This is a genomic window from Actinomadura sp. K4S16 (genome assembly GCF_008327685.1).
Lineage (GTDB): Bacteria > Actinomycetota > Actinomycetes > Streptosporangiales > Streptosporangiaceae > Spirillospora.
Genome location: NZ_BDDE01000013.1, coordinates 426,509 through 451,468, shown reverse-complemented (window position 1 = coordinate 451,468; position 24,960 = coordinate 426,509). Strand labels below are relative to the sequence as shown.

Below are 24,960 nucleotides of genomic sequence, written 5' to 3'. Positions count from 1 at the left end.
CGGCGCCGATGCATCCGCTGGGCCGCCTCCCTCCGAAGTGGTCGTGTGGGATTTGTGCGCAGAAAGCGGCTCGCCTGGGACGTCCCCGCGTCGAGCCCTCTCGGACTGCTCGGCGCCGGGCTGCTGGGCGCGATGGTGGTGGCCCAGGTCGCGTCCGGGCTGAGACCTGAGCCGATCCGGCTGACCGGCGTGGTCGTGGTGCTGCTGGCGGCGAGCGCGGTGGCGTTCCTCGCCGCCCGGCACGGCCCCGTCCGCGCGGCGGGGGCGTTCGCCGCCGCGGTGGCCATCGGGTACGCGGCCGAATGGGTGGGAATCCGCACGGGCCTGCCGTTCGGGCAGTACTCCTACACGTCGGTGCTGCGGCCGCAGGCGGGCGGCGTCCCCGTCATCGTGGCCTTGGCGTGGGGCGGCATGGGGTTGGCCGCGCACGCCGTCGCGTCCGCGATAGCGCCGGAGCACGGGTTCGTGCGGTGGGCGGCGGGGGCCGCGGCGCTGACGGCCTGGGACCTGTTCCTGGACCCGCAGATGCTCCGGCTCGGCCTGTGGACGTGGGCGGACGGCGGCCCGTACCGGGGCGTGCCGCTCAGCAACTTCGCCGGATGGCTGGCGGTGTCCCTGCTGGTCATGCTGGTGATCGACCTGATCGTCGGACGGGAGGACACCGCCGTCCCGTTCCACGCCCCCGGCCGGTACCGGGTACCGGGCCCGTCCAGGGAGTCCGGCCCGTCTCCGGGCCTCGTCACGCTCTACACGGTGATGGCGGCGATGGAGACGCTGGCGTTCGCGGCGGTGTTCGAGCCCCAGGACCCGCTCGTCGCGGTGGCGGGCGGGGTGGCGATGGGGGCGTTCGCCGTCCCGGCGTGGAGGCGCGCATGGCGGAAGTGATCGTGGTCGGCGGCGGGGTCGGCGGGATGGTCGCCGCGCTGCGGCTGGCGCGCGGCGGCCACGGCGTCCGCCTCTACGAGAGGCTGCCCCGGCTCGGCGGGAAGCTGGCGGAGTACGAGCGGGACGGGTTCGCGTTCTCGCTCGGTCCGTCGCTGCTGACCATGCCCCACCTGTTCCGGGAACTCGGGGCGGACGTCCCGCTGGTCGAGCTGGACGAGCTGTGCCGCTACCACTTCGCCGACGGGTCGCGCCTGCGCGCGTTCCGCAGCCCCGGCCTCATGGAGAAGGAGGTCGAGAGCCTCAGCCCTGGGCAGGGAGCGGCCTGGCGGTCCTTCTACGGATGGGCGGAGGAGTGCCTCGCGGCCTCGCGGCGGACGTTCTTCGCCGGTCCGCTGGGCCGGCCCCCCGAACGGCCCCGGCTCGGCGACCTGTTCGCGGTCGCGCCGGGCCGGACGCTGGACGGGCTGGCGCGGCGCTTCTTCGACGACCCGCGGCTCCGCCAGTACGTCGACCGGTACGCGACCTACGCGGGGTCGAGCCCGTACCGGGCGCCGGCCGCCCTCGGCTGCGTCCCGGCCATCGAGCACGGGGACGGCGGCTGGTACGTGGCGGGCGGCCTGCCGCGGATCGCCGACGCCCTCGCCCGGCTCCTGACCGGGGCGGGCGTCGAGGTGCGCACGGGAACCGAGGTGGCGGAGGTGACCGCCGACCGTTCGGCGGTCTCGGGCGTGGTCCTGGCGTCGGGGGAGCGGGTGCGGGCGGACGCCGTGGTCGTCAACGCCGACGCCGCCGCGCTGTACGGCTGGCTGCTGCCCGACCGGCGCCGGCTGCGCAGGCTCGCCGGGCTCGGCCTTTCGTCGTCGGCGCTGCTCCTGCTCGCGGGAGTCGAGGGACGGACGGAGGGGCTCCCGCACCATTCCGTCGTGTTCTCGGCGGACTACCGGCGGGAGTTCGACGACATCTTCCGGCGGAGGGTGCCGCCGGAGGACCCGACCGTCTACATCGGCTGCTCGGCGGTGGACGACCCGACGCAGGCCCCGGACGGGGCGGAGAACTGGGTGATGCTGGTGAACGTCCCGGCCCGCGATCCCGGCCGGTGGCCGATGTCCCGCGAGTCCTACCGGGACCTGGTGCTGGAGCGGCTGGCGAAGCGCGGGCACGACCTGTCCGGGCGGCTCCGGTTCGTGGAGATGTTCACGCCCGCCGACCTGCGCGACCGGTACGGCGCCTGGGGCGGGGCCATCTACGGCACCGCCTACCAGGGACGTTTCGCGCCGTTCCGCAGGCCGGGCAACCGCGGGCCGCGGCGCGGGCTCTACCTGGTGGGCGGGTCGGCGCATCCGGGCGGCGGCCTCCCGCTCGTCGCGATGGGCGGGCGGATCGTCGCCTCCCTCGTCGACGAGGACTTCGGCGGCGCGTCCCGGGAACGGGCGGAAACGTGATGCGGCCGCTCACCGTGCTGCAGGCGGCCGCCGCCGCGGTCGTCGCCGCGCGGCTCGCCCGGGGGCGCCGCCGTCCCGCGCCGCTGCGGCCGGGCCTGTCCGGACCGCCGCCGGAGCGGGTCTCGGTGGTCGTCCCCGCCCGCGACGAGGAGTCCCGCATCGGGGAGTGCCTGGCGCCGCTGCTCTCCGATCCGGCGGTGGGCGAGGTCATCGTCGTGGACGACGAGTCCCGCGACGGCACCGCGCGGCTGGCCGAGCGGCTCGGCGCCACCGTCGTCACCGGCGCGCCGCTGCCGGACGGGTGGGTCGGCAAGCAGTGGGCGCTGCACCAGGGCGTGCAGGCCGCGAAGGGCCCGATCGTGGTCCTGCTGGACGCCGACACGCGTCCCAAGGAGGGCCTCTGCGCGGAGCTGGCGGCGCTCCTGGGCTCCCACGACCTGGTGAGCGCGGGACCCCGGTTCATCTGCGGCGGCGCTCTGGAGCAGGCGCTGCACGCCTCGCTGCTGGCCACGCTCGTCTACCGCTTCGGACCGATCGGGCCGAGCAGCCCGATCGGCCCGAGAGGCCCCGTCCGGCGGGAGGCCGCCGTGGAGCGGCTGCTCGTCAACGGCCAGTGCATGGCGTTCCGCAAGGCGCGGATGGCCGAGGCCGACGGGTTCGCACGCGTCAGGCACCATCTCACCGACGACGTGGCGCTCGGGCGGCTGCTCGCCCGCGACGGGTGGCGGGTCGCGTTCGTGGACGCCGGCCCCCTCCTGGAGGTGGACATGCACACCTCCGCCGCGAGCGTGTGGCGCGAGTGGGGCCGGTCCATCGCGCTGCGGGACGTGACCCCGGCGGGACGGCTGGCGGGCGACCTGGCCGTGGTCTGGCTGACCGCCGCGCTTCCCGTCCTGCGGCTCGCGGCCGGACGGCCCACTCCGCTCGACCTCGGTCTGCTGGCGCAGCGGCTGCTGCTCGTGGCGGCGCTGCGCGACAGCTACGTGCAGCCGGGCCCCGGTCTCGCCGCGTCCCCGCTGCTGGACGTCGCGACCGCCGTCCGGCTCACCTGGTCGGCGCTGCTGCCGGCGCGTTCCTGGCGCGGCAGAGCCTACGGAAGGGCCTACGGCCCGGACCACGGCCGCGGACGCGGCCCGGCGGCGGTCAGGCCCGCCGGCCGGTCAGCGCCGCCTGTCCGAAGCGCAGCCCGATGAGGCATATGAGCGCCCCCGTCCCGGCGACCTGCTCGACCGGCGCGAAGAACAGTTGCAGCACCGGCAGCGAGAACACCGCCAGGCGGGAGCCCCACGCGAACGAGAAGGCGAAGGTCCCCGCGAAGAGCAGGACGAGGCCGAGCGCGAACGCCGCCGGGCAGATCACCGCGAACCCGCCCGCGAAGGTGAGGATCGAGCGTCCGCCCCGGCGGCCGGCGAACACCGGCCAGGCGTGGCCGATCATCGCCGCGCCGACCGCCGCGTACACCGGCAGGACGCTCGCCCCGGCCACCGAGCCGAACCGGCCCGTCTCGGCCCCGCTGACCAGCAGGCCGACGAGCCCGGCCGCCGTCCCCTTGAGCATGTCGCCCGCGAAGACGGGCACGGCGGCCCGCCGCCCGAGCTGCTCCTTGACGTTCCAGAAGCCGGGGTTGCGGTCGCCGGCGTCGCGCGGATCGAGTCCGTGGGCCCGCCCGACGAGCACCGCGACCGGCACCGAGCCGAGCAGGTAGCCGCCGATGACCGCCACGAGCACGGGAATCATCGCCTCGTTCCACCTCATCAGGTATCCGGGACTGGACGCCATGCGGCACATGGCGTTCGACCGTCCGGTCCTGCGCGGCACCGGCGGCCTGCGGTTCTGGCGGCTGCTGGGGACGGGGCGGGGCCGGTCCACGGGCCTCGGCGCCGACCTGCGCCGCTGGGCCCTGTTCGCGGTGTGGGACGGCGAACCGGCGCTGGAGCGCTTCCTCGCGGGCTCGCCGATCGCGGCGCGCTGGCGGGAGGAGGCCGATGAGTCCTGGCACGTGCGGCTCGCGCCGCTGGCGTCCCACGGCGGCTGGGGAGGAGCCGACCCCCTCGCCGGGGCGGCGGCCCCGCCTCCACCGCGTGGGCCGGTGGCCGTGCTGACCAGGGCGTCGATCCGTCCGGGACGGCTGGTGGCGTTCTACCGCTCCGTCCCGGACGTGGACCGGCTGCTCCGCAGGCAGGACGGCTGCCTCGACGCGGTAGGGATCGGGGAGTGGCCGCTCGCCCGGCAGGCGACGTTCTCGCTGTGGGAGGACGAGGCCTCCGTCCGCCGCTACGCCTACCAAGGGGGCGCCCACCGCGCGGTGATCGAGCGGGTCCGCCGCGAAGGCTGGTACAGCGAGGAGCTCTTCGCCCGTTTCGTCCCGTTCGGGAGCCAGGGCGCGTGGGACGGCCGCGACCCGCTGCGCCCCGTGGGCCGGGACGAGGCCGCTCACGGCACCGCCCCCGGCGCCCGCTGACCGCCCCCGACGGCAGGCGCCCCAGCCGCATCCGACCTGGCGAAAGAGGGCGCTTTCCGGGAGAGCGCCGCCAGGTCCCGCGCCACCACGCAGGCGCGCGCGACGGCCGCCGCGCCCGACGAACCGTGCGCGACGACGACCGTCCCGGTCAGGCCGAGCAGCGCGGCGCCCCCGTGGGTGTCGGCCGCGTACAGCCGCGCGACCTCCTCCAGCGGCCCGGGGCCGGCGGCCCCGGCGCGGGCGACGAGGCCGAGGGTCGTGCGGACGCACCCCTCGATGTTCTTCAGCACGACGTTCCCGGTGAACCCGTCCGTCGCGACGACGTCCACGGTGCCGGCGAGCACGTCGTGCCCCTCGACGTTGCCGTGGAAGCGCACCGGCATCTCCGGCAGCAGCAGTGCCGCGTCCCGGACGAGCCGGTTTCCCTTGCCGGGCTCCGCCCCGATGGACAGCAGGCCCACCGACGGATCGGAGACGCCCAGGACGCCCCGTGCGTACTCGGTGCCGAGCACCGCGAACTGGGCCACCATCTCCGCCGTGGGGTCGGCGGTTCCGCCCGCGTCGACCAGGACGGTGAAGCCCGACATGGTCGGCAGGGCCACGGCGAGCGCCGGGCGCAGCACGCCCTCGCGCCGCCCGAAGGCGCGGACCGCGCAGGACACCACCGCGCCGGTGGACCCGGCCGACACGAACGCCGCCCCCTCTCGCCGGGCCAGCTCGCAGCCCACCATCAGGCTCGACTTCGACTGGAAGGCGGCGCTCGACCCCCGGTCCGCCATGGGGATCACGTCGTCGGCGTGCTGCACCTCCACCTCGCCGGCGCCACCGTGCCGCCGCAGCTCCTCGTCGATCTCGTCGGCCCGGCCTACGAGGAGGACGGGCACCCCGTGCTCGCGGCGTGCCGCCAGCGCGCCCGGCACCGTCTCGGCGGGCCCGTGGTCGCCGCCCATCGCGTCCAGCACGACCCGCCGAGACGGTGCGGCCCGTCCGGCCTGCCCGCCCGATTCCCCCATGTCAGACCATCCCGGCGGGGACGCGCCGCTCGGCCCGGCCCGCGGCCGACGCCGCCACCAGGTGCCGGGCGTAGATCACGGCGCGGCGGCGGCGGGGGACGCGCGCCCGCGCGGCCAGCACGTCGTGGCCCGCCGCGGCGATCTCGTCCAGGATGCCGCCGTACAGCTCGTGCGCGGCGCGGATGCACGGACGCGAGGACGGCACCAGCAGCTTCACGCCCTCCAGCGCGCGGACGTAGTGCTCCCGCGCCCGGTCGGCCTCGAAGGCGACCAGCTCGCGGACGCCGGGGGTGCACGTGCCGGAGGCCAGGTCGTCCTCGGTCACGCCGAACCTCTTCAGGTCGTTCATCGGGAGGTAGACGCGGCCGCGGTCCAGGTCCTCGGCCACGTCGCGGATGAAGTTGGTCAGCTGGAACGCGCGGCCCAGCTCCCGGGCGGGCTCGCGCGCGGACCGCCCGGCGCCGGGCAGGGTCTCCAGGACCGGCAGCATCATCAGGCCGATGGCGGCGGCCGAGCCCTCCATGTAGGCCAGCAGGTCGTCGTAGGTCGCGTACCGGGTGACGGTCAGGTCGGCGCGCATCGACTCCAGGAACGCGTCGACGTCCGCGCGCTCGACGTCGAAGGACCGCACGGTGTGCACGAACGCGGGCAGCACCGGGTCCCGGACCGACTCGCCGGCCAGCGCGGCGTCAAGACGCTCCTTGACCTGGTCCAGCGCCGCGGCCCGCCCCTCCTCGCCGGTGCCCTTGTACTCGTCGACGATGTCGTCCACGTGGCGGGCGAAGCCGTACAGGGCGTGGACGTGCCTGCGTTTCCACGCGGGGAGCAGCAGCGTCGCCAGGTAGAAGGAGCGCCCGTGCCGGGCGTTGAGGCGGCGGCAGTGCTCGTAGCTCGCGGTCAGCGTCATCGGGCGCCCTCCAGGATCCGGGCGGCGGCCAGCCGCCCGGAGATCAGCGCCGGCGGGACCCCCACGCCGGGCGCGGTGTACATCCCGGCGAAGTGCAGTCCCGGGACACGGCGGCTCCGGCCCGACGGGCGGAACCACGCCGTCTGCCGGAAGCGGTGGTCGAGCGCGAAGGGCGTGCCCGCCGAGTGGCCGAGGCGCGCCCACGCCGGTGGGTCGAAGGTCTCCCTGGGCACCGCCGACAGGTCGCCGTACCCGAGGGCGGCCAGGCGGCGCAGCAGGCGCTCTTCGAGCTGCGGGGCCAGGCGGTCCCAGTCGGCTCCGCCCGCCGTGTTGGGCGCGGGCTCCAGGACGCTCAGCGTCGAGTGCCCGGCGGGCGCCGCGGTGTCGTCGGACTCGGGGCAGGTCACGAGCAGGCTCGGGTCGGGCTGCGGCCGGCCGGCCGCCAGGGCGGAGAACACGGTGCCCCACTCGCGGCCGAAGTGCAGGGTGTGGTGGGCCTGGCCGGGCAGCCGCCGGTCCAGCCCGAAATGCATGACCAGGCAGGACGGCGAGTACCGCGGCCTGCGCAGCCGCCAGTCGCCGGCCGCCTCGGGCAGCAGCCCGGCGTGCGCCCGCGGCAGGTCGCAGGCGACGACGACGCTGCTCGCCGGGAGCCGCTCGCCGGTGTCCAGCCGGACTCCCGTCACCCCGTCCGCGCCGGTCTCGACCCGCTCGGCGCGGACGCCGTAGTGGATCGACGCCCCGGCCTTCTCCGCGACGGTCGCGAGCGCGTGCGGCACGGCGTGCATGCCGCCGCGCGCCGGGAAGTAGACGCCGCCGACGGTGTCCATGTGCGCGACGACCGCGTAGATCGCCAGCGCCTTGTGCGGAGGCAGCCCCACGTACAGCGCCTGGAAGGTGTGCGCCCGGACGAGCCGCTCGTCCGTGAGCTGGCTCGCGACGAAGCGGTCAAGGCGCCGGAAACCGCCCGCGGCTGCCAGCTTGAGCAGCGCGTAGGGGCGTGCCATGCCGCGCAGCCGGGTCATGTCCGCGTCGATGAACGACGACCACTCCGCCTCGAACATCTCCCCGAGGCGCCGCCGGAACCGCAGGTACCGCGCCGCCTCGGCCGGCCCGCACAGCTCCCGGACGTTGGCGGCCATCCGCTCGGCACCGCCCACCACGTCCAGCCGGGACCCGTCATGGAACGCCAGCCGGTAGAAGGGGTCCAGGCGCCGCAGCGGCAGGACGCTCTCCAGATCCGCGCCCGCCGCCCCGAACGTCTCGGCGAGCACCTCCGGCATGGTCAGCACCGAGGGACCGGTGTCGAACCGGTACCCGGCCGCGCGCGCCGTCCCGCAGCACCCGCCCGGCACGTCCCTGGCCTCGACCAGCACCACCTCGCGGCCCCGCGCCGCCAGGTGGACCGCGGCGGACAGCCCGCCGAGGCCCGCCCCGATCACGACGACCGGGCCCCGCACTGTTTTCTCCATCGCCGTCCCGTATGAGTTCTGGGCAGTTCTTCAGGTCTGCACAGTTCTTCGGGACGTGGCGGCCGCTCGGTTGCATCACCCTGCGCGCGGTGCCCGGAACGGCTTCAGCGGGCCCGCACGGCAGGGCGGGGCTTCGGGGCCCGGCCGCGCTCGGCCGCGCGGACGATGCCCGTGCACATCCCCCCGAAGATCCGGTCGTGGAACGGGCGGAACGCCCACCAGTACGCGTGCCCCGCGAGTCCACGGGGATGGAAGAGGGCCCGCTGCGTGAGGGACGTCCGGGAGCCCTCCTGCCCCACCCGGAACTCCAGCCAGGCCAGCCCCGGCAGCCGCATCTCGGCCCGGAGGCGCAGCAGCCGCCCCCGCTCGATCTCCTCCACACGCCAGAAGTCCACCGTCTCCCCGATCCGCAGCCGGCGCGGGTCGCGGCGGCCGCGCCGCAGCCCGACCCCGCCCACCAGCCGGTCCAGGACGCCCCGGGCCTGCCACGCGACGGGGAAGGAGTACCAGCCGCGGTCCCCGCCGATCCCCTCGACCACCTCCCACAGCCGCTCCGCCGACGCGTCCGTCCAGCGGACCTGCTCGTCGGTGTAGAGGCTGCCGCCGGCCCAGTCCGGGTCCGTGGGCAGCGGGTCGCTGGGCGCGCCGGGAGTGCTCGCCGACGACCAGCGGGTGGCGACGTCCGCCTGCCGGACGCGGCGCAGCGCCCGCTCCACCGAGCGCTCGAACCCGATCGGCCCGTCCGGGGGCGGCGGTATGTACTCGGCGATGTCGTTCTCCCTGCACACCACCTCGTTCCGCAGCGACTCGACCAGCGGTCGCGCCAGGGCGCCCGGGACGGGGGTGATGGCGCCCACCCAGTGGCTCGACAGGCTCGGGCTCAGCACCGGGACCGGCAGGATGATCCGCGGCTTCAGCCCCGCCACACGCGCGTACCCGCGGATCATGTCGACGTAGGTGAGCACGTCCGGGCCGCCGATGTCGAACCCCCGGTTCACGTCCGGGGGCAGGTCCGCGCACGCCACCAGGTAGTACAGGACGTCGTGGATTGCGATCGGCTGGATGCGGGTGCGCACCCAGCGCGGCGTCACCATCACCGGCAGCCGCTCGGTCAGGTAGCGCAGCATCTCGAACGACGCCGAGCCCGCACCGATGATCACCGCGGCGCGCAGCCACGCGGTCGGCACCCCGCCGTCCAGCAGGATCCGGGCGACCTCGGCGCGGGACCGCAGGTGCGGCGACAGCTCCCCCTCCGGCTCCATCCCGCCGAGGTAGACCACCCGCCCGACCCCCGCCTCCCGCGCCGCGTCCGAGAACGTTCGGGCGGCCAGGCGGTCTGTCTCCGCGAAGCCGCCGTTGCCGCCGATCGCGTGGATCAGGTAGTAGGCGACGTCCACGCCCTCCAGGGCCCGCCGGGTCGACTCGGGATCGGTCGCGTCGGCCTCCGCGATCTCGACCCGGTCCGCCCACGGGTAGTCGCGCAGCCGCCGGGCCGAGCGCGCCATGCACCGCACCCGGTGGCCCGCGTCCAGGAGTTCCGGCACCAGGCGGCCTCCGATATAGCCGGTGGCTCCCGTGACGAGGCACAGGCGCCCCTCGCCGGTCTCCGTGCGTTCACCGGTGTCCATGCGTCTCCTCGTTCGGTCGTCCGCGGGACGGCTGTCGCCGCCCGCCGCGGGGGTCATCGGTCGTCGGGGGCGAGGATGGGCGGCGGGTAGCCGAGGGCCCGCCTCCGGTCCTCGTCCAGTGCCCAGGGGCGGTGGACGCGGGCCCCTTCGAGGCCGGCCAGCTCGGGGACGTGCCTGCGGACGTAGTCGCCGCGCGGGTCGAACCGCGTCGCCTGCCGGAACGGGTTCATCACCTGGTCGGGCCGGGTGCTGTTCCCGGTCCCGGCGACCCACTGCCAGTTCCCCGCGTTGTCGGCGACGTCGCCGTCGGCGAGCCACTCGTTGAAGTGGGCCAGGCCGAGCCGCCAGTCGATGCCGAGGTCGCGGGTCAGGAAGGAGGCGGTGACGAGCCGGGCGCGGTTGTGCATGAACCCCTCGCGGCGGAGCTGGCGCATCCCGGCGTCCACGATCGGGATGCCGGTCGTGCCGTCGCGCCACGCGGCGAAGGCGTCCTCGTCGTCCTTCCAGTTCCGGCCGCGCGGCCGGTAGTCGCGGCGCGGGAGGTCGGGGAAGGCGGCGGCGACCTGGTGGTGGAAGTCCCGCCAGGCCAGCTGGCGCCGGAAGGCGTCCGGCGCAGACCCGGCCAGCTCCCGCGGCGAGACGCAGCCGAACTTCAGGTACGGGCTGAGCCGGGACGTGCGGTCGGCGGCGAGGTCGTCGCGGACCCGGTCGTACTCCGCCGCGTCCTCGCGCAGCCACGCCTTCATGCGCTCGCGCCCCTTGCCCTCCCCGCCGGGCGCGAGGTCGGGGGACGGGGCGCCCGAGACCAGGTCGGCGAGCCGAGGCAGCGCGCCCGGCTCCACACCGGAGGGCAGCCGGATCTCCTTGGGCGCGTCCACCGCCGGGCGCCAGCGGGCCTCCTCCCAGGCCCGCCAGTACGGGGTGAACACCTTGTAGTGGTCGCCGCTGGCCGGAGTGAGGTCGCCGGGCGGGACGACCGTGATGCCGGGGTGCGCCGACACGTCCAGTCCGAGGTCGCGGAGGCGGGCGAGGCGCCGTTCCGCGTACGCCGACCGCTCGTCGGCGAGGTGCAGCGAGCGGGCGCCGGTCTCCCGGGCCAGCCGGGCGGTCTCCGCGGCCGGGTCGCCGCGCCGCACCACCAGGTCGCCGCCCCGCTCGGCCAGCGATCTGCGCAGGTCGTCCAGGCTGTCGAGGAGGAACCGGACGCGGTTCGGCACGGCGAACGGCCCGTCCAGGATCGCGTCGTCGAAGACGAAGAGCGGGACGACCCGCGCGGCCCCGCACGCCGCGGCCAGAGCGGGATTGTCGCGCACCCGCAGGTCGCGGGTGAACAGCAGGATCGACGTGTCCATCACCTGAGTCTTCGGAGCCGCGGGCGCGAGCGGTTGCGGTAGGCGATGTCGCCGTTCAACGCGGTGGCGAACGCGCACCACGCCGCGTACGGGACGAGGGCGGCGGCCGCGACGCGGTCGGTGCGGGCCGTGCGGCGGATCAGTTCGGCGTTGCCGGCGTCCAGCAGCAGCGTGCCCGCGACCCCCGCGCTCGGGCTGCGGCGGCCGAAGAACAGGTGGTTCCACCCCGCGTTCAGCGCCAGGTTGACGCCGAGGCTCGCGGCCAGGGCGCGGCGCCGGCGGCCCCGGGTCCGCAGCAGCGCGCGCCCGCCCGCCCATGCGACGGTGGCGTACAGGGGCGTCCACACGACCCCGAAGGCCCAGGAGGGCGGCTGCCACGGCGGCTTCCGCAGCGCCCGGTACCAGCGGCTGTCGGCGTCGACCGCCTTGCCCCCGGCCGCCGCGGCCGCCGCCACCGCCGCGGTGGTGGCCCCGTAGACCGCCCACCGGTCGCTCGCCCGGACGTGGTGCTGCTCGTTCGTCGGCTCCATGGCCGGGAGCCTTCCCGCTCCGGCGGCTTCCGCACGTCCGCAGGTGGTCGGCGATCCGCGTCCGCTGAGGTCAGCGCGCCTTCGGGATGCAACCGGGAGGGACGGTCCCGGCGAAGACCAGAGAGACCGCACGACACGGGGGACCGCACGGCCGGTGGGGTCTACGCTGTGCCGTCGGAGCAGCACGGGAGACCGAAGAGCATGGGTGGGGAGCCGGACCGGGAGCCGGGGCTGGGCGTGGGCGCGGTGGCGCGGCGCCTGGGCCTCGCGGCCGCCACCCTGCGCACGTGGGACCGCAGGTACGGCATGGGCCCGAGCGGCCGCAGCCCGGGCGGCCACCGCCGGTACACGCCCGAGGACGTGGCGCGGCTCGAAGCGATGCAGCGGCTGATCCTGGAGGGCGCCCCGCCGGGTGAGGCCGCCCTCGCGGCGCGGAACGAACCGCCCGGCGCGCCGCGCCGGCCGCGCGGGCACGGCGCGGGCGGCAACCGGGTCCCCGTCGGGGAGCCGCCCGCCGGAGCGGACGCGGCCGAGGTCCGCGGGCTGGCCCGTGCGGCGATGTCGCTGGACGTCCCCGCGATGGGCGAGGCCATCAGGTCCGCGATCGCGCGGGGCGGGGTCGTGCGGGCCTGGGACGGCCTGATGGTCCCGGTCCTTGCCGGCATCGGCCGCAAGCACGCGGTGGGCGGTGAGTGCGTCGAGGTCGAGCACCTGCTGTCCACGGTGGTGCTCGGCTGCCTGGCGGAGGTGCCGACGCCCGAGCAACCGGTGAACGTCCGGCCCGTCGTGCTCGCCTGCGCCCCGGAGGAGCAGCACAGCCTGCCGCTTTACGCGCTGGCCGCCGCGCTGGCGCAGGCCGGGGTCGCGGCGAGCCTGCTGGGCGCGCGGGTGCCCCCGGACGCCCTCGCCGCCGCGATCCGCCGCACCGGGCCGGGCGCCGTCTTCGTCTGGTCGCAGACCGCCGAGACCGGCGACCCGGGCTGGCTCGCCGGCCTCCCCGGCACCCGTCCCATGGTGCGGCTCCTGGCCGGCGGCCCGGGGTGGAGACAGGACCGGCTGCCGGACTCCGTCCGGTTCGTGACGAGTCTTTCCCAAGCCGTCACCGAGATTTTGAACGGCCCCGCAGCGCCCTGATTCACCGCGAAAGCCGCGTGCCCGCACCCCCCTTCACCCTCCGTGGCTCGACATCGCCCCTGGAATCGACTATGAACAAGTTTTGAAACGATTCCTCCGGGAAAGGCCCAGCTCATGAACCTGGGAGAGCGGCTCGCACGCGGCGACGAGAGCGCGCTTGCGGAGTGCTACACCGTGCTCGGCCCGCTCGTGCGCCGCCACGTCGTCCGGCTGGTGCCCCGGCACGCCGTGGACGACGTCGTCCAGTTGGTCTTCCTGGAGGTCTGGCGGTCGCGCCGCCGCTTCGATCCGGAGCGCGCCCTGGAGCCCTGGGTCCTCGCCATCGCCCGCAGGCGCGCCATCGACCAGCTCCGCGCCGAGGCCCGCCACTACCGCAGGACGCTGCCCCTGGACGACCACGCCGAGCTGCCCGCCGCGCGGACGCCCGACGCCTCGCCGTCCGTGGAGACCGCCTGCGACGTCCGGGACGCCCTGGCGGTCCTGCCCATGCCGCAGCGGCAGGCGATCGTGATGGCCCACTTCGGGCAGCTGACCCAGACCGAGATCGCCGACCGGCTGTCCGTCCCGCTGGGCACCGTCAAGGCGCGCACGGCCCGCGGCCTGCGCCGGATGAGAGAGCTTCTATGACCGCCTCCGGCGGCCCCTACCCGCGCCCCAGGCTGGCGGTGTCGAGCTGCCTGCTGGGCGCGCCGGTCCGGTACAACGCCGGCCACAGCCGCGACCGGTTCCTCACCGACGTGCTGGACCCCCACGTCGACTGGGTCCCGGTCTGCCCCGAGATGGAGATCGGCCTCGGGGCGCCGCGTCCCACGCTGCGGCTCCACACCGACGGGCACGTCGTCACCAGGGACGGGACGGCCGACCACACCGCCGCGATGACCGCGCTCGCGGAGACCCGCATCCCCCAGCTGGAGGAGCTGGACGGCTACGTGCTCAAATCGCGCTCGCCGTCCTGCGGGCTGTTCCGCCTGCCCCGCTACGCCTCCGGCAAGCCCGGCGAGCGCACCGACGACCAGCCCGTGGACCGCCGGGGCCGCGGGCTGTTCGCCGACCTCGTCACCGAGGCGCTCCCGGACCTGCCCGCGGAGGAGGACGGCCGGCTCCGCGACCCGCTCCTGCGCGAGCACTTCATCGAGCGCATCTACGCCCACGCCCGGCTCCGCGAACTCTTCGCCTCCGACTGGCGGCCCCGCGACCTGGTCGCGTTCCACAGCCGCCACAAGCTCCAGATCCTGGCGCACGACCCGTCCGCCTACCAGGCGCTCGGACGGATCGTCGCGGACGCGGGCTGCCGTCCGCGCGAGGAACTGGAGGACGGGTACCGGCACGCGTTCAGCGCGGCGCTCGCCGTCCGCCCCCGAAGGGGCCGTCACATGAACGCCCTCCAGCACGTCTTCGGGATGCTCAGCGACCACTTGGACGACACCCGCCGCCACGACCTCCTGGACGCCATCGAGACCTACCGGCGGGGGCAGGCCCCGCTCAGCGTCCCCATCGCCCTGCTGCGCCACCACGCCATGGGCGAGCGAGTCGACTACCTGACCCAGCAGACCTACCTGGACCCCTACCCCGCCGACCTGGTCCTCCGCCACTACCTGTGACGCCGGCACAGAACGCACGGGCCGAGGCGAGCGTGAGGCTCGCCGTCGGCCCGTGGGGCAGGCACCGCTCGTTCAGTGGGCGGCGGGTTCCAGGAGCCGGTCGGCGGCGTCCGGCTCCTCGGCCGTCAGCGGCGCCTCGCCGGCGGCCTTGACGCGCTTGGGCAGCAGGAACGCGACCCCGACCATCGCCAGGGACAGCGCGGCGCTGATGACGAACGCCAGACGCATCCCGTCGAGCTGGGCGAGCGCGGCGGAGACCCCGTCCGCGATCCGGCTCTCGGCGCGTCCGGCCATCACGGTCACCACCAGCGCCGTGCCGAAGGCCGCGGCGACCTGCTGGAGGGTGCCCAGCATGGAGCTGCCGTGCGAGTACAGGAAGGCCGGGAGCGCCCCGAGGCCGAGGGTGAACACCGGGGTGAACGCCGCCGCCAGCGACACCATGAGCAGCGAGTGCAGGCCGAGAACCTGCCAGTACGGCATCGTCTCCGAGATCCGGGTGAACCCGGCCAGGGCGAGCACGATGCCCGCCGAGCCGGGGATGATCAGCATCCGCCCGCCGAAGCGGTCGAAGAGCCGCCCGACGACCGGGCCGAGCAGCCCCATCGCGAGCCCGCCGGGCATCATCAGCAGGCCGGTCTCCAGCGGCGTGAGCCCGCGCAGGTTCTGCAGGTAGATCGGCAGCAGGATCATCGAGCCCATCATCGCCATGAACCCGAGCGACATCAGGAGCAGGGAGAGCGCGTAGGCCGGGTGCCGCAGGACCCGCAGGTCCATCAGCGGGACGTCGCGCCGCTGCAACCGGAGCTGCCGGACCGCGAAGACCGCGATCGTGACCGCGCCGACCGCGACGATCACCGTGGGGAGGGCCGCCGATCCCTGGCCGAACCTGCTCAGCCCGTACACCAGCGAGCCGAACCCGGCGGCGGCGGCCGCGACGCTGAACCAGTCGATCGTCCCCGGCCGCGGCTCCCCGACGTTCTCCAGCCGCGCCAGGCCGCGCCAGGTGATCAGGGCCGCGACCGGCAGCACCGCCGCGAACAGCAGCCGCCACGAGCCGAGCTGCAGGATCAGGCCGGACACCGCCGGGCCCATCGCCGGCGCGACCGAGATCGCCATGGTCACGGCGCCCATCACGCGGCCGCGGTCGCGCTCCGGCACGACGGTCATCAGCGTCGTCATCAGCAGCGGCATCATCACCGCGGTGCCGGTCGCCTGGACGATCCGCGCGAGCAGCAGCACCTCGAACGCCGGCGCGGCCGCCGCCAGCGCCGTGCCGGCGAGGAAGACGCCCATCGCGGTGGCGTAGGCGCGGCGGGTGCTGACCCGCTGCAGGAACCAGCCCGTCACCGGGATCACCGCGGCCATCGTCAGCATGAACGCCGTGGAGAGCCACTGCGCCGCCTGCTCGGTGACGTCCATGTCCGCCATCAGCCGCGGGATCGCGTTGATCATGACCGTCTCGTTCAGGATGACCACGAACGTCGCCATCACCAGCAGCCGCACCACCGCGGGCGTCCTGGACGTCCGCCCGCCTCCCGCGGCCTCGGCCCCCGTCGACCCGTCGCCTGCTTGCTCATGCGTTGTCGTCATACCGGGATAGACCCCCCTCGCCACCGAAACTCATCGCTCGATTCGAAAATATTTGCGAATCCTCCGCCGCCTGCCACGACCGGCCGGATCCGCGGAGGTCTGCGCCTGGCCGTCCTCGACCGCCAGGTGGACCGGCCAGTCGGCCGGTCGTCGTTCAGCCGTCCGGGGCCAGGCGCGCCCGCCGCGTCCGCAGGAAGGTCCGTTCGGTGTCGTTGGAGGCCAGGGTGATCGCCTCGTCGTAGGCGGCGACGGCTTCGGCGGTACGGCCGAGGCGGGCGAGGAGGTCCGCGCGGGCGGCGGGCAGCAGGTGGTAGCCCGGCAGGTCCAGCTCGTCGACGATGGCCAGCGCCGCCGCCGGCCCGTGCACCTCCGCGACGGCGACGGCGCGGTTGAGCGCCACGACCGGGGTCGGGGAGTGCCGCAGCAGCTGGTCGTAGAGCGCCAGCACCTGCGCCCAGTCGGTCGCGGGCCCGTCGGTGTGCACGGCGTTGATCGCGGCCTGCAGCTGGTAGGGCCCCGGCCGGCCGCGGCGCAGGCACCACCGCACCAGCTCGTGCCCCTCGGCGATCAGCTCCCGGTTCCACCGCGACCGGTCCTGCTCGGCGAGCACCACCAGCTCACCCGAGGGCCCCGTCCGCGCCGGCCGCCGCGCCTCGGTGAGCAGGAGGAGCGCCAGCAGCCCGACCGCCTCCGGCTCGTCGGGCATCAGCTCCGCGAGCGCCCTGGCCAGCCGGACGGCCTCCTGGCACAGGTCCGTCCGCAGCAGTTCCCCCGACGTGGCCGCGTACCCCTCGTTGAAAATGAGGTAGAGCACGGTGAGCACCGAGTCCAGCCGGTCGGGGAGCTCGGCGGCGCGGGGCACCCGGTAGGGGATGCCGGCGTCGCGGATCTTCTTCTTCGCGCGGACGATCCGCTGGGCGACGGTCGCCTCCGGCACCAGGTGGGCCCGCGCGATCTCGGCGACCTCCAGCCCGCCGAGCAGGCGCAGGGTCAGCGCGGTCCGCGCGAGCGGCGACAGCGCCGGGTGGCAGCAGGTGAAGATCATGCGGAGCTGGTCGTCGCGCACCGGCCCCGCCTCCTCCGGCTCGTCGGCCTGGTGCAGCAGCAGCGCCTGCGCGTGGCGCGCCTCGCGGGTGGACTCGCGGCGCAGGCGGTCGATCGCCCGGTTGCGGGCGGTGGTCACGATCCACGCGCCCGGATTGGGCGGCGGCTCGTCCCACTTCTGGAGGGCGACCGCGAACGCGTCCTGCACGGCCTCCTCGGCGAGCCCGATGTCGCCGAGGAAGCGCGTCAGCGTGGCCACGCACCGCCCGTACTCCGCCCGGTAGACGGCGTCCAGATCCGTGCTCATCTCCACTGGGCGTCTTCGAACGGGCGCACCTCGATCGGGGACCCGCAGGCCAGCGCGCACTTCTCGCCCCAGGCCAGCGCCTGGTCGAGGTCGTCGCACTGGATCACCCAGAACCCGCCGAGCTGCTCCTTGGTCTCGGCGAACGGCCCGTCGGTCATCGTGGTCGTGCCGTCGCCGGGCCGGACGACCGTGCTGGCGTGCGAGGGCAGGAGCCCGCCGACGAACACCCACGAACCGGCGGCCTTCATCTCCTCGGTGACCCCGGCCGTCCGGGCGTGCTGCTCCTGGAGCCCCTGCTCGGACGGCCAAGGCGCGCTTTCGTCGAACTGGACGGCGAGGAGGTACTTCTTCACGGCGGGCTCCTTGGAGGTCGGACGCGGCCGGCCCGATACCGGCCTCTCACTCTGGCTACGAAAGCCCACGATGCCAATCGACATCACCGCGGAAAAAATTCTGGATGATCTACCCCGGCCGGGGCGAAGCAGATCCGTCCCCTGCGGGGCTCCGCAGGGGACGGGCAGGGAGGGGCCGGGACGCGGGGCGGGTGCGGCCCTGCGTCCCGGTGCGTGCGGGGGTCAGCCGGTGGTGCCGGTCCAGGTGGCGGGGATGTGGGCCACGCGGACGCGCTGCGGGTGGTCGCCGACGGGGACGGAGGTGATCTTCTGGCCGGTGCCGAAGTCGATCGCGGTGACCTGGTCGGCGCCGCTCTCGGAGATGACGCAGGCGCGGCCGTCGCCGCTCACGGTGGCCCAGTACGGCTTGGACGCGGTGACCAGCGGGCCTTCCTGGAGGGTGGAGCGGTTGACGATGGTGGCGTAGTCGTCCATCGTCCCGGCCACGCAGAGCCTGCTCCCGTCGGGGCTCATCGAGAGCCCGTGGTGGCGCGAGTCGTTGACGAACGTCTTGCGGTCGTCGCTGGTGGCCGGGTTCTTCGGCAGGGTCCTGACCCGGGTGATCTTGTCGGTGGCCATGTCGTACTCCACGAGCCCGTTGAAGAACGAGACCTGGAAGTACAGCTTCGACTCGTCCGGCGAGAACACCGCGGGCCGGATCGCGTTCGACAGGTCCTTGCGGCCGAAGGCGTCGAGGCGCGAGCGCATGTCGATGGTCTTGACGACCTTGTAGGTGGACGCGTCGGCGATGGTGATGTGCCGGTCGCCCTTGGTCCAGTCCTGGGACGGGTCGTCCATGTCGGTCTCGACGTTCCCGATCGACATGTTCAGGATGTACTTGCCGTCCTTGGTGAAGATGTTCTCGTGGGGCTTGTCGCCGGTGGCGAACGAGCCGAGCTGCTTGCCGGTGTTGATGTCCAGGACGTGGACGACCTTGCCGAGCGAGGCCGACACCGCGACCCTGGTGCCGTCGGGGGAGACGGACATGTGGTCGGCGCGGTAGCCGGAGACGGCGAACCGCCACTTGACCTTCCCGGTGGCCAGGTCGATGGAGACGACGTCGCCGAAGCTGGGCCGCGAGGCGACCAGGGCGGTGCCGTCGGGGGTGGAGTACAGGTCGTCGACGAGCTGGTCGTGGCCCTCGCCGGCGGTCGCCCGGATGCCGAGGTAGACGGCCAGGTTGATCGGGTTGAGGTAGATCGCGGTGAGGCGCCGGCTCTTGTCGGGGATGACGTTGATCCGGCCGATCTTGGCGAAGTCGCCGCTGGACTTGATGACGTCGGCGGTGCCCTCCCAGTTGTTGCCGACGAACATGACCTCGCGCAGGTCCGCGGCGTGCGCGGTGGTCGCGGAGACGGCGGGCGCGATGGCGCCGGCGGCCAGGACGGCCGCCGCGGCGATGCTCCGCAGGCGACGGCGCCGACTGGTGCGGGGCCGGGCAGGGGTGGTCGCAGCGTGCATGCTTGCTTCTCCCAGGGGGGTGGGTCGCCCGGGCGGGCGGGGGCGCGGAACCTTTCCGCGTCCCTGCCGGCGCGCACGGCGGCGAGCGGGGGCCCTTCCGCGCATGCCGCGGCGCCGGTGGCGCGGTGACGACGGTCGCGGGCATGGCCGTGCCCCCGGATTCGGCCGGCCTTGTGGGCCGCGTGCGAATCCACTGAAATCCGAACATCACCGTATTCAGACTTTGGTTACTGGATAGTAAGCAGGGGTGGTGTGCGCCGCAAGACCCGAACTCGGGGGATTTCTTGTCACCTGGTGGGGGAATGCATGGGCGGACCGAATCGGCCCTGGAGAGGGGCCGATAAGGGGTCGCGGGCACCGAAGGGCGGCTCCGGCCGGGGCCTCGCCGTTCCGGGCTACGCGGGGATGATCAGGCCGTAGTGCCCGTCGTAGCGGTGGTAGAGCACGTTGCCCCGTCCCGTCCCGGCGTCGCGGAAGAACACCCAGCGGCGCCCGGCCTGCTCCAGATGCTCGATCGCCTCCCGGACGGTCAGCTTGGGCGCCGGACGCGGGCTGACCGTCAGCGGGACGGCGCGGGGCGCGCCCACCTGCTCGCGCGGGGTCGCCTGCGCCAGCCGGTACCCGTGGTCGGCGGGGTAGATGACGCTGTCCTCGCCCGTCTCGATGTCGCGGAACAGCAGGAACCCGTAGTCCAGCACCTCCATGTCGAAGGCCGCCTCGTCGGGCGTCTCGGCGGTCAGCGTGAACGACTTGTGCCGGATCAGCTCCCGGTCCTCCGGCGGGCGCGGGTAGTAGTCCGGCCGGTGCGTCGGCTCGGCGCCGTGCCGCCACTCGTGCGGGCCCGTCGCGGGACTCGACGGGTAGGCGCCCCGGCGGGCCTCCCAGTGCCGGGAGATCCGGTCGAGCCGGTTCAGCAGCCGGTCATGGAGCCGGTCGACGGCCTCGGACATGGTCGGCGCCGCCACCTGCGCCCGGACGAGGCGGCCGTTGACGTCCAGGTTGGCCTGGGCCGTCGCCGGGCGCTCCACCGCCGGGTCCGGCGACATGGTCAGCTTCACGCGCGCGAACAGCACCGGCTCCGGCGCGTGCCGGAACACCGCGCTCACCTTGGAGCGCGCGTAGTCGGTCGAGCCCTCCGGCACGCTTCCCCGGTGCTCCACGGCCACCTCGGGCGCGGCGCTGGTCCTCGTCCGGTCCATGACATCCCCCCGTTGCTCTCCTGCTTCGGCCGCTCTGCCGCTCCGGCGGCCCTAGTGCTTCGACCACTCGGCCGGCTGGTGCTCGATGGTGGAGTCCGAGGACGGGTAGAAGGTGCTCTCGTGGCCGTCGTCCCACCGCACCAGGTAGGGCGGCTCCCCGTCGTGCCCGTGGACTTCCAGGATCTCGGCCCTGCGTCCGGGGTCGCCCACGTGGTGCCCGTGGATGATCAGCCGGTCGCCTTCGCTGGCTCGCATCGTGTCCCCCTCACGTCGCGCCTGAGAGTCCATCGTGGGGTCGCGCGGCAGGGCGTCACCAGGGCCAAAGGTCCATATTCCCGCAGGTCAGCCATATTCCACCGGATATGCGGAGCTTCCGGCTATATGGCGGAGGGCGGGGAAGGAGTCCGGGGAAGCGGCCGACGACAGGAGGGGCGATGTCCAGCCCGACCACGACGTCGATCCGGATCGTCTCCGGGACGGCCCATCCGGGGCTCGCCGCCGCCGTCGCGGCCATGCTGGGCATCCGCCCGGTGCCGAGCGAGGTGGAGAGGTTCCCCGACGGCGAACTGCGGCCGGCCGTGGACGGCGTGCAGGGCGGAGACGTCTACGTGGTGCAGCCCACCGGGCCCGCGGTCGACGACCACCTGGTCGAGCTGCTGCTGCTCCTGGACGCGTGCCGCCGGGGCGGCGCCAGGACCGTCACCGCGGTCGTCCCGTACTTCGGGTACGCCCGCCAGGACCGCCGCGGCCGGGCCGGGCAGGCGGTGGGCGCCAAGGTGGCGGCCGGCGCGCTGGCCTCGGCGGGAGCCGACCGGCTGGTCGTGGTGGAGCCGCACACCGTCGCCCTGGAGGCGGTGTCCCCGATCCCGGTGGAGATGCTGACGGCCGTGCCGATCCTGGCCGACGCGCTGGCGGAGCCGACACCGGAAGCGGCCGTGCTGGTGGCGCCCGACCTCGGCGCGGTCAAGCCCGCCGAGCACTACGCGCGGCTGCTGCGGCGGCCGGTCGCCGTGGTGCGCAAGACGCGGCTGTCCGGCGAGCGGGTGCACGCCGAGGAGCTCGTCGGGGACGTGGCGGGCCGGCCCGCGGTCATCGTGGACGACATGATCAGCACCGGCGGGACGATCGAGGCGGCCGTGCGCGTCCTGCTGGCCCGCGGCGCCGCCCCCGACATCACCGTGGCCGCGGCCCACGGTCCGCTGGTGGCCGCCGCCTGGGACCGGCTCGACGGGCTTCCGATCCGCTGCCTGCTGGCGACCGACACCCTCCCGGTGGCAGGGGCGCGGGCGTCGCTGCGGGTCCGGTCCGTGGGGCCGCTGATCGCCGACGCCATCGGCCGCCTGCACAGGGGGCAGTCCCTGGAAAGCCTGATGGTGCGGGAGTGACGCGGTCCGCAGGGACGCCGAACGGGCCGGGCCCGTCAGGACCCGGCCCGCTCACCGGTGCTAGTGGCCCGGCCCCAGCGGAATCCCCGGGATCAGGTTGGACGGCGTCGTGTCGCGCAGCTCGTACAGGATGCTGTAGGTGAGTCCCAACGGCTGCATGATGTTGTTCTCCTCCACGGCCGTCGGCGAGTACACCGCCGTGATGTAGCGGACCTGGTGCTCCTCCCTCAGCCATGAGCGGGCGGGCTCGTCCACCGTGCGCATGTCGACGTAGTACTTGGGGTAGCGCACCCGGTTGAGCACCTGCTCGGCGTTGATCGGCGGAGGCGGGCCCACGGTGAACCTCCGGATGTACCCGGTGTCCTCGTCGAGCGCCGTGAACGTCCCCTTGTAGAAGCTGGCGCCGATGGCCACGTAGCCCGGGCCGAGGATCTCGCGCAGCCAGGTCCCCTGCCGCTTGAACGTGTGCCCCGGCTCCTCGCCCAGGTACCCGACATGGGCGTTGTGGGCGGAGAGCAGGACCTTGCTCTTCATGTAGCGGTACCACCACACGGTGTTCAGCGCCATGGCCTCGTCGCGGGGCCCCGAGAAGTCCTCGGCGGCGTGGGTCTTGGCGATCCAGTACGCCACGTTCGCCTGCTGCTCGGCCCATTCCGCCGCCCTGCGGGGAGCGCCCTGGCGCAGGCTCCTGACGATCTGCAGGGCCTTCCACGCCTGCCGCTGCACCTGCTGCCGCTCCGCCATGGGCTTGGCGTCGTACCACCGCTCCCAGGTGTTGAGGTCGGTGGTGGGGATCAGCCCGTCGTAGAGGGCCTTGAGCTTGGGGATGAGGTCCGCGCGGCCGCGCTCGCGCACGTACCGGAAGATCTCCTTGAAGATCACGATGTTCGTGAAGTAGACGTCGTCGCCCATGAACTGCAGGGGCCGCTGCTTCGGATGCGTCACGTTGTAGTGCCGGATCCACTTGATCAGCCGCAGGTAGTCCTCGTTGGCGAACAGGCGGTAGTTCTGCTGGAACTCCTGCCGCATGATCGCGGCCGGGTCGCCCTTGCCCCGCAGGACGTACTCGTTGAGCCGGAGCCCGGTGCCCCAGTTCAACTCCAGCATGAACGTCGTGAACCCCTTCTCCTTGACCAGGTATTCGAAGACCCGGTGCTTGAAGGCGAAGAACTGGTGCGTGCCGTGGGTGGCCTCGCCCAGCCCCACCACGGGGGTCTCGCCGATCATCCGGCCCAGCGCGCGCAGGTCGCGCGTCTCGTGGTCGGGCTCGGTGGTCAGCAGGGGATGCGCGCCGCGGTCGAGCGCGCGTACCACTGCCTCCTCGCGGTTGGGGACGGATTCCTGGGCGCGCGCGGGCACTGGCGTGAAGGTCCCCACGCCGAGCGCCAACGCAGCGACGAATGCCGGAAATCTACCGGCACGGAGCAACGACATATCTGCCGACCTCGCAATAGGTGAATGGTGAGGAGCGAAGCGTCCAGGGTGAATTGCCCGCTTCGCCGTCGCTCGTGGCCGTGCGTCCCGTGATGTGGGATTTGCGGACGTGAAACGCCGCCGTTCCCGCGGCCGCGCGACCTGAGGTGATCTTCCCATTCGTGATCTCTGGTCATCACCCGGAAAAGGTAAACCTTGCATCGAGGCGGCCTAATAGCACTTATCCGTCCATTATCGAAAGGCGGGAGCCGCCGACCGCGCCCGGCGGGGAGCCGTGCGAGAGGCCGGGCGGTTCCCCGCCGGGTATCCCCCGCCCTTTGATCGGTTCAAAATCCCACCTCTCATACAGACTGTGGGCATGTTGCTACTTACAGTGACAACATGCTGATCACAAGGACATACAGGCGTACTCAGGGCATCGCCCTCGCCGCCCTGGCCCTCACCGCCGGGCTGAACATGACCGGGGGCGCTACGGCGGCCGTCCAACGACCGCATGAGACCGGTGGCGGCGGATCAGGGAAGGCGCTGCAGGCCGTCCTGGACGAGGCCGTGCGGGAGGGCGCTCCCGGCGCGCTCGCGCAGTCGCGCACGCCCCACCGGATCCTGAACCTCTCCAGCGGGGTCGCCGACCTCGCGACCGGGCACCCGCCGCGAGCGGACATGAAGTTCCGGATCGCCAGCATCACCAAGACGTTCGTGGCGACCGTGATCCTGCAACTCGTCGCCGAAGGGCGGCTGCGCCTGGACGACACCGTCGCCAAGGTGATCCCGGGTGTCGTCCACGGCAACGGGTACGAGCCCAACAAGATCACGATGCGGATGCTGCTCGACCACACCAGCGGCGTCGCCGACTACACGGGCAACCCGCGCATCACGGAGATCGCCCTGGCCGACCCGCGGCACGACTTCACACTGCGGGAACTGGCCGACGCCGGCCTGGAGTACCCGCCCGACTTCCCGCCGGGGACCTCATGGCGCTACTCCAACACCAACTACGTGCTGCTCGGCATGGTCATCCAGGCCGTCACCGGCCGGACGTACGTCCACGAGATCAACAAGCGGATCATCCGGCCGCTGCATCTGCGCAGCACGTACTTCCCCGGCACGGACCCGCGGATCCGCCCGCCGCACCTGCACGCGTACGTGCCTGCGGAGGACGACCCGTCGCGGCTGGAGGACAACACCAACATCAACACCACGTTCGCGCGCGCCACGGGCGACCTGATCTCCACGGTCGGCGACCTCGACCGCTTCGACTCCGCCCTGCTGAGGGGCCGGTTCCTGCCCGCGCGGCTGCTGGAGGAGATGCTCCGTCCGACGCCGGGCTCCCACCCCTTCCCCGGCAGCGCCATGTTCCGCTACGGACTCGGGGCGATCATCGCCACGCCGCCCTGCGGGGTCAGGGTGTACGGCAACGGCGGGACGCTGGACGGCTGGGAGAGCTGGATGGGCGGCACGCGCGACGGACGGCACATGATGTCGTTCGTCTTCACCACCACCGCGGTCAACCAGATCAAGCTCACCGAGCAGGCGGTGACGGCCGAATACTGCTCCCACATGCCGCGCACCGACTCCAAGGGCGGCTCGGGAGCTCACAAGGGCGCCGACTCGGGGGCCGCTCACACCGCACCGGGGCCGCGCCTCGTGCCGCGCCGCAGCCCCGCTCACACCGCGCCGTAGCCGACCGCCGCCGGGCGTCCCGATGACGAGGACGTCTCCGGCA

The 24,960-nt window shown here is 73.9% G+C and carries 23 protein-coding genes; 9 read left to right on the top strand and 14 right to left on the bottom strand.

Going from position 1 to position 24,960, the window contains the following annotated elements; genetic code table 11:
• Positions 1-54: 54 nt before the first annotated feature.
• Genes K4S16_RS17210 through K4S16_RS17200 form a run of 3 tightly spaced genes read left to right on the top strand, consistent with a single transcriptional unit; the run spans position 55 to position 3,520 of the window.
• Positions 55-885: a carotenoid biosynthesis protein gene (locus K4S16_RS17210; protein WP_235036863.1), complete on the top strand. Its 831-nt coding sequence runs from the start codon at positions 55-57 to the stop codon at positions 883-885.
• Positions 873-2,327, top strand: coding sequence for an NAD(P)/FAD-dependent oxidoreductase (locus tag K4S16_RS17205; protein ID WP_235036862.1), 1,455 nt, complete (start codon positions 873-875; stop codon positions 2,325-2,327). Before K4S16_RS17210 ends, K4S16_RS17205 begins: the two co-directional genes overlap by 13 nt.
• A complete protein-coding gene (locus tag K4S16_RS17200) occupies positions 2,327-3,520 on the top strand; it encodes a glycosyltransferase family 2 protein (RefSeq protein WP_149259943.1) in 1,194 nt (397 codons plus the stop codon). Before K4S16_RS17205 ends, K4S16_RS17200 begins: the two co-directional genes overlap by 1 nt.
• Here the strand turns inward: K4S16_RS17200 and K4S16_RS17195 are convergent.
• On the bottom strand, positions 3,471-4,064 hold the full coding sequence (locus K4S16_RS17195; RefSeq protein WP_149259942.1) for a glycerol-3-phosphate acyltransferase: 594 nt from the start codon (positions 4,062-4,064) through the stop codon (positions 3,471-3,473). The two genes, K4S16_RS17200 and K4S16_RS17195, sit on opposite strands and share 50 nt — an antisense overlap.
• Here K4S16_RS17195 and K4S16_RS17190 point away from each other — a divergent pair.
• Positions 4,039-4,788 (top strand): spheroidene monooxygenase, encoded by a 750-nt coding sequence (locus tag K4S16_RS17190; RefSeq protein WP_235036861.1) that lies wholly within the window; start codon positions 4,039-4,041, stop codon positions 4,786-4,788. The two genes, K4S16_RS17195 and K4S16_RS17190, sit on opposite strands and share 26 nt — an antisense overlap.
• On the opposite strand, the gene K4S16_RS17185 is transcribed toward K4S16_RS17190, so the two are convergent.
• The 6 genes from K4S16_RS17185 to K4S16_RS17160 form a co-directional block, all read right to left on the bottom strand.
• Positions 4,761-5,801 (bottom strand): phosphate acyltransferase, encoded by a 1,041-nt coding sequence (locus K4S16_RS17185; protein WP_149259941.1) that lies wholly within the window; start codon positions 5,799-5,801, stop codon positions 4,761-4,763. The genes K4S16_RS17190 and K4S16_RS17185 overlap by 28 nt on opposite strands.
• A 1-nt stretch (position 5,802) precedes the next feature.
• Positions 5,803-6,708 (bottom strand): phytoene/squalene synthase family protein, encoded by a 906-nt coding sequence (locus K4S16_RS17180; RefSeq protein WP_149259940.1) that lies wholly within the window; start codon positions 6,706-6,708, stop codon positions 5,803-5,805.
• Positions 6,705-8,180 carry an NAD(P)/FAD-dependent oxidoreductase gene (locus tag K4S16_RS17175; RefSeq protein ID WP_149259939.1) on the bottom strand — a complete coding sequence of 492 codons (1,476 nt, stop codon included), beginning with the start codon at positions 8,178-8,180 and terminating at the stop codon, positions 6,705-6,707. Before K4S16_RS17175 ends, K4S16_RS17180 begins: the two co-directional genes overlap by 4 nt.
• A gap of 104 nt (positions 8,181-8,284) precedes the next feature.
• Positions 8,285-9,808, bottom strand: a complete 1,524-nt coding sequence (locus tag K4S16_RS17170; RefSeq protein WP_200841925.1) for an SDR family oxidoreductase — start codon at positions 9,806-9,808, stop codon at positions 8,285-8,287.
• 53 nt (positions 9,809-9,861) lie between these two features.
• Positions 9,862-11,160 carry a deoxyribodipyrimidine photo-lyase gene (locus K4S16_RS17165; RefSeq protein WP_149259937.1) on the bottom strand — a complete coding sequence of 433 codons (1,299 nt, stop codon included), beginning with the start codon at positions 11,158-11,160 and terminating at the stop codon, positions 9,862-9,864.
• Positions 11,160-11,690, bottom strand: a complete 531-nt coding sequence (locus K4S16_RS17160; RefSeq protein ID WP_149259936.1) for a TspO/MBR family protein — start codon at positions 11,688-11,690, stop codon at positions 11,160-11,162. The genes K4S16_RS17165 and K4S16_RS17160 overlap by 1 nt, the downstream gene beginning before the upstream one ends.
• Before the next feature lie 201 nt (positions 11,691-11,891).
• Here K4S16_RS17160 and K4S16_RS17155 point away from each other — a divergent pair, with 201 nt between their 5' ends.
• From K4S16_RS17155 to K4S16_RS17145, 3 genes are all read left to right on the top strand, one after another.
• Positions 11,892-12,824 carry a MerR family transcriptional regulator gene (locus K4S16_RS17155; RefSeq protein WP_149259935.1) on the top strand — a complete coding sequence of 311 codons (933 nt, stop codon included), beginning with the start codon at positions 11,892-11,894 and terminating at the stop codon, positions 12,822-12,824.
• 114 nt (positions 12,825-12,938) lie between these two features.
• Positions 12,939-13,451: an RNA polymerase sigma factor gene (locus K4S16_RS17150; protein WP_149259934.1), complete on the top strand. Its 513-nt coding sequence runs from the start codon at positions 12,939-12,941 to the stop codon at positions 13,449-13,451.
• Complete coding sequence (locus K4S16_RS17145; protein ID WP_149259933.1) at positions 13,448-14,425, top strand: DUF523 and DUF1722 domain-containing protein; 978 nt, start codon at positions 13,448-13,450, stop codon at positions 14,423-14,425. Before K4S16_RS17150 ends, K4S16_RS17145 begins: the two co-directional genes overlap by 4 nt.
• Positions 14,426-14,497: 72 nt before the next feature.
• On the opposite strand, the gene K4S16_RS17140 is transcribed toward K4S16_RS17145, so the two are convergent.
• The 6 genes from K4S16_RS17140 to K4S16_RS17115 form a co-directional block, all read right to left on the bottom strand.
• Positions 14,498-16,015 carry an MDR family MFS transporter gene (locus K4S16_RS17140; RefSeq protein ID WP_149259932.1) on the bottom strand — a complete coding sequence of 506 codons (1,518 nt, stop codon included), beginning with the start codon at positions 16,013-16,015 and terminating at the stop codon, positions 14,498-14,500.
• 154 nt (positions 16,016-16,169) lie between these two features.
• Entirely contained in the window at positions 16,170-17,366 is a 1,197-nt protein-coding gene (locus K4S16_RS17135; protein WP_149259931.1) for an RNA polymerase sigma factor, read from the bottom strand.
• The gene (locus K4S16_RS17130; RefSeq protein WP_149259930.1) at positions 17,363-17,719 is read right to left on the bottom strand and encodes a YciI family protein; all 357 of its coding nucleotides are present in this window, start codon (positions 17,717-17,719) and stop codon (positions 17,363-17,365) included. Before K4S16_RS17130 ends, K4S16_RS17135 begins: the two co-directional genes overlap by 4 nt.
• 222 nt (positions 17,720-17,941) lie before the next feature.
• Positions 17,942-19,219 (bottom strand): YncE family protein, encoded by a 1,278-nt coding sequence (locus tag K4S16_RS17125; RefSeq protein WP_149259929.1) that lies wholly within the window; start codon positions 19,217-19,219, stop codon positions 17,942-17,944.
• Positions 19,220-19,614: 395 nt separating this feature from the next.
• Positions 19,615-20,418 carry an HPF/RaiA family ribosome-associated protein gene (locus K4S16_RS17120; protein WP_149259928.1) on the bottom strand — a complete coding sequence of 268 codons (804 nt, stop codon included), beginning with the start codon at positions 20,416-20,418 and terminating at the stop codon, positions 19,615-19,617.
• A 51-nt stretch (positions 20,419-20,469) separates the two neighbouring features.
• Positions 20,470-20,673, bottom strand: a complete 204-nt coding sequence (locus K4S16_RS17115) for a DUF1918 domain-containing protein (RefSeq protein WP_149259927.1) — start codon at positions 20,671-20,673, stop codon at positions 20,470-20,472.
• Between the two features lie 179 nt (positions 20,674-20,852).
• Here K4S16_RS17115 and K4S16_RS17110 point away from each other — a divergent pair, with 179 nt between their 5' ends.
• Positions 20,853-21,803: a ribose-phosphate pyrophosphokinase gene (locus K4S16_RS17110; protein ID WP_149259926.1), complete on the top strand. Its 951-nt coding sequence runs from the start codon at positions 20,853-20,855 to the stop codon at positions 21,801-21,803.
• A gap of 60 nt (positions 21,804-21,863) precedes the next feature.
• Here the strand turns inward: K4S16_RS17110 and K4S16_RS17105 are convergent, their stop codons facing one another.
• On the bottom strand, positions 21,864-23,162 hold the full coding sequence (locus tag K4S16_RS17105; protein ID WP_160160938.1) for an erythromycin esterase family protein: 1,299 nt from the start codon (positions 23,160-23,162) through the stop codon (positions 21,864-21,866).
• Positions 23,163-23,618: 456 nt separating this feature from the next.
• Between K4S16_RS17105 and K4S16_RS17100 the strand changes: the two genes are divergently transcribed.
• Entirely contained in the window at positions 23,619-24,917 is a 1,299-nt protein-coding gene (locus K4S16_RS17100) for a serine hydrolase (RefSeq protein ID WP_235036860.1), read from the top strand.
• Positions 24,918-24,960 lie beyond the last annotated feature (43 nt).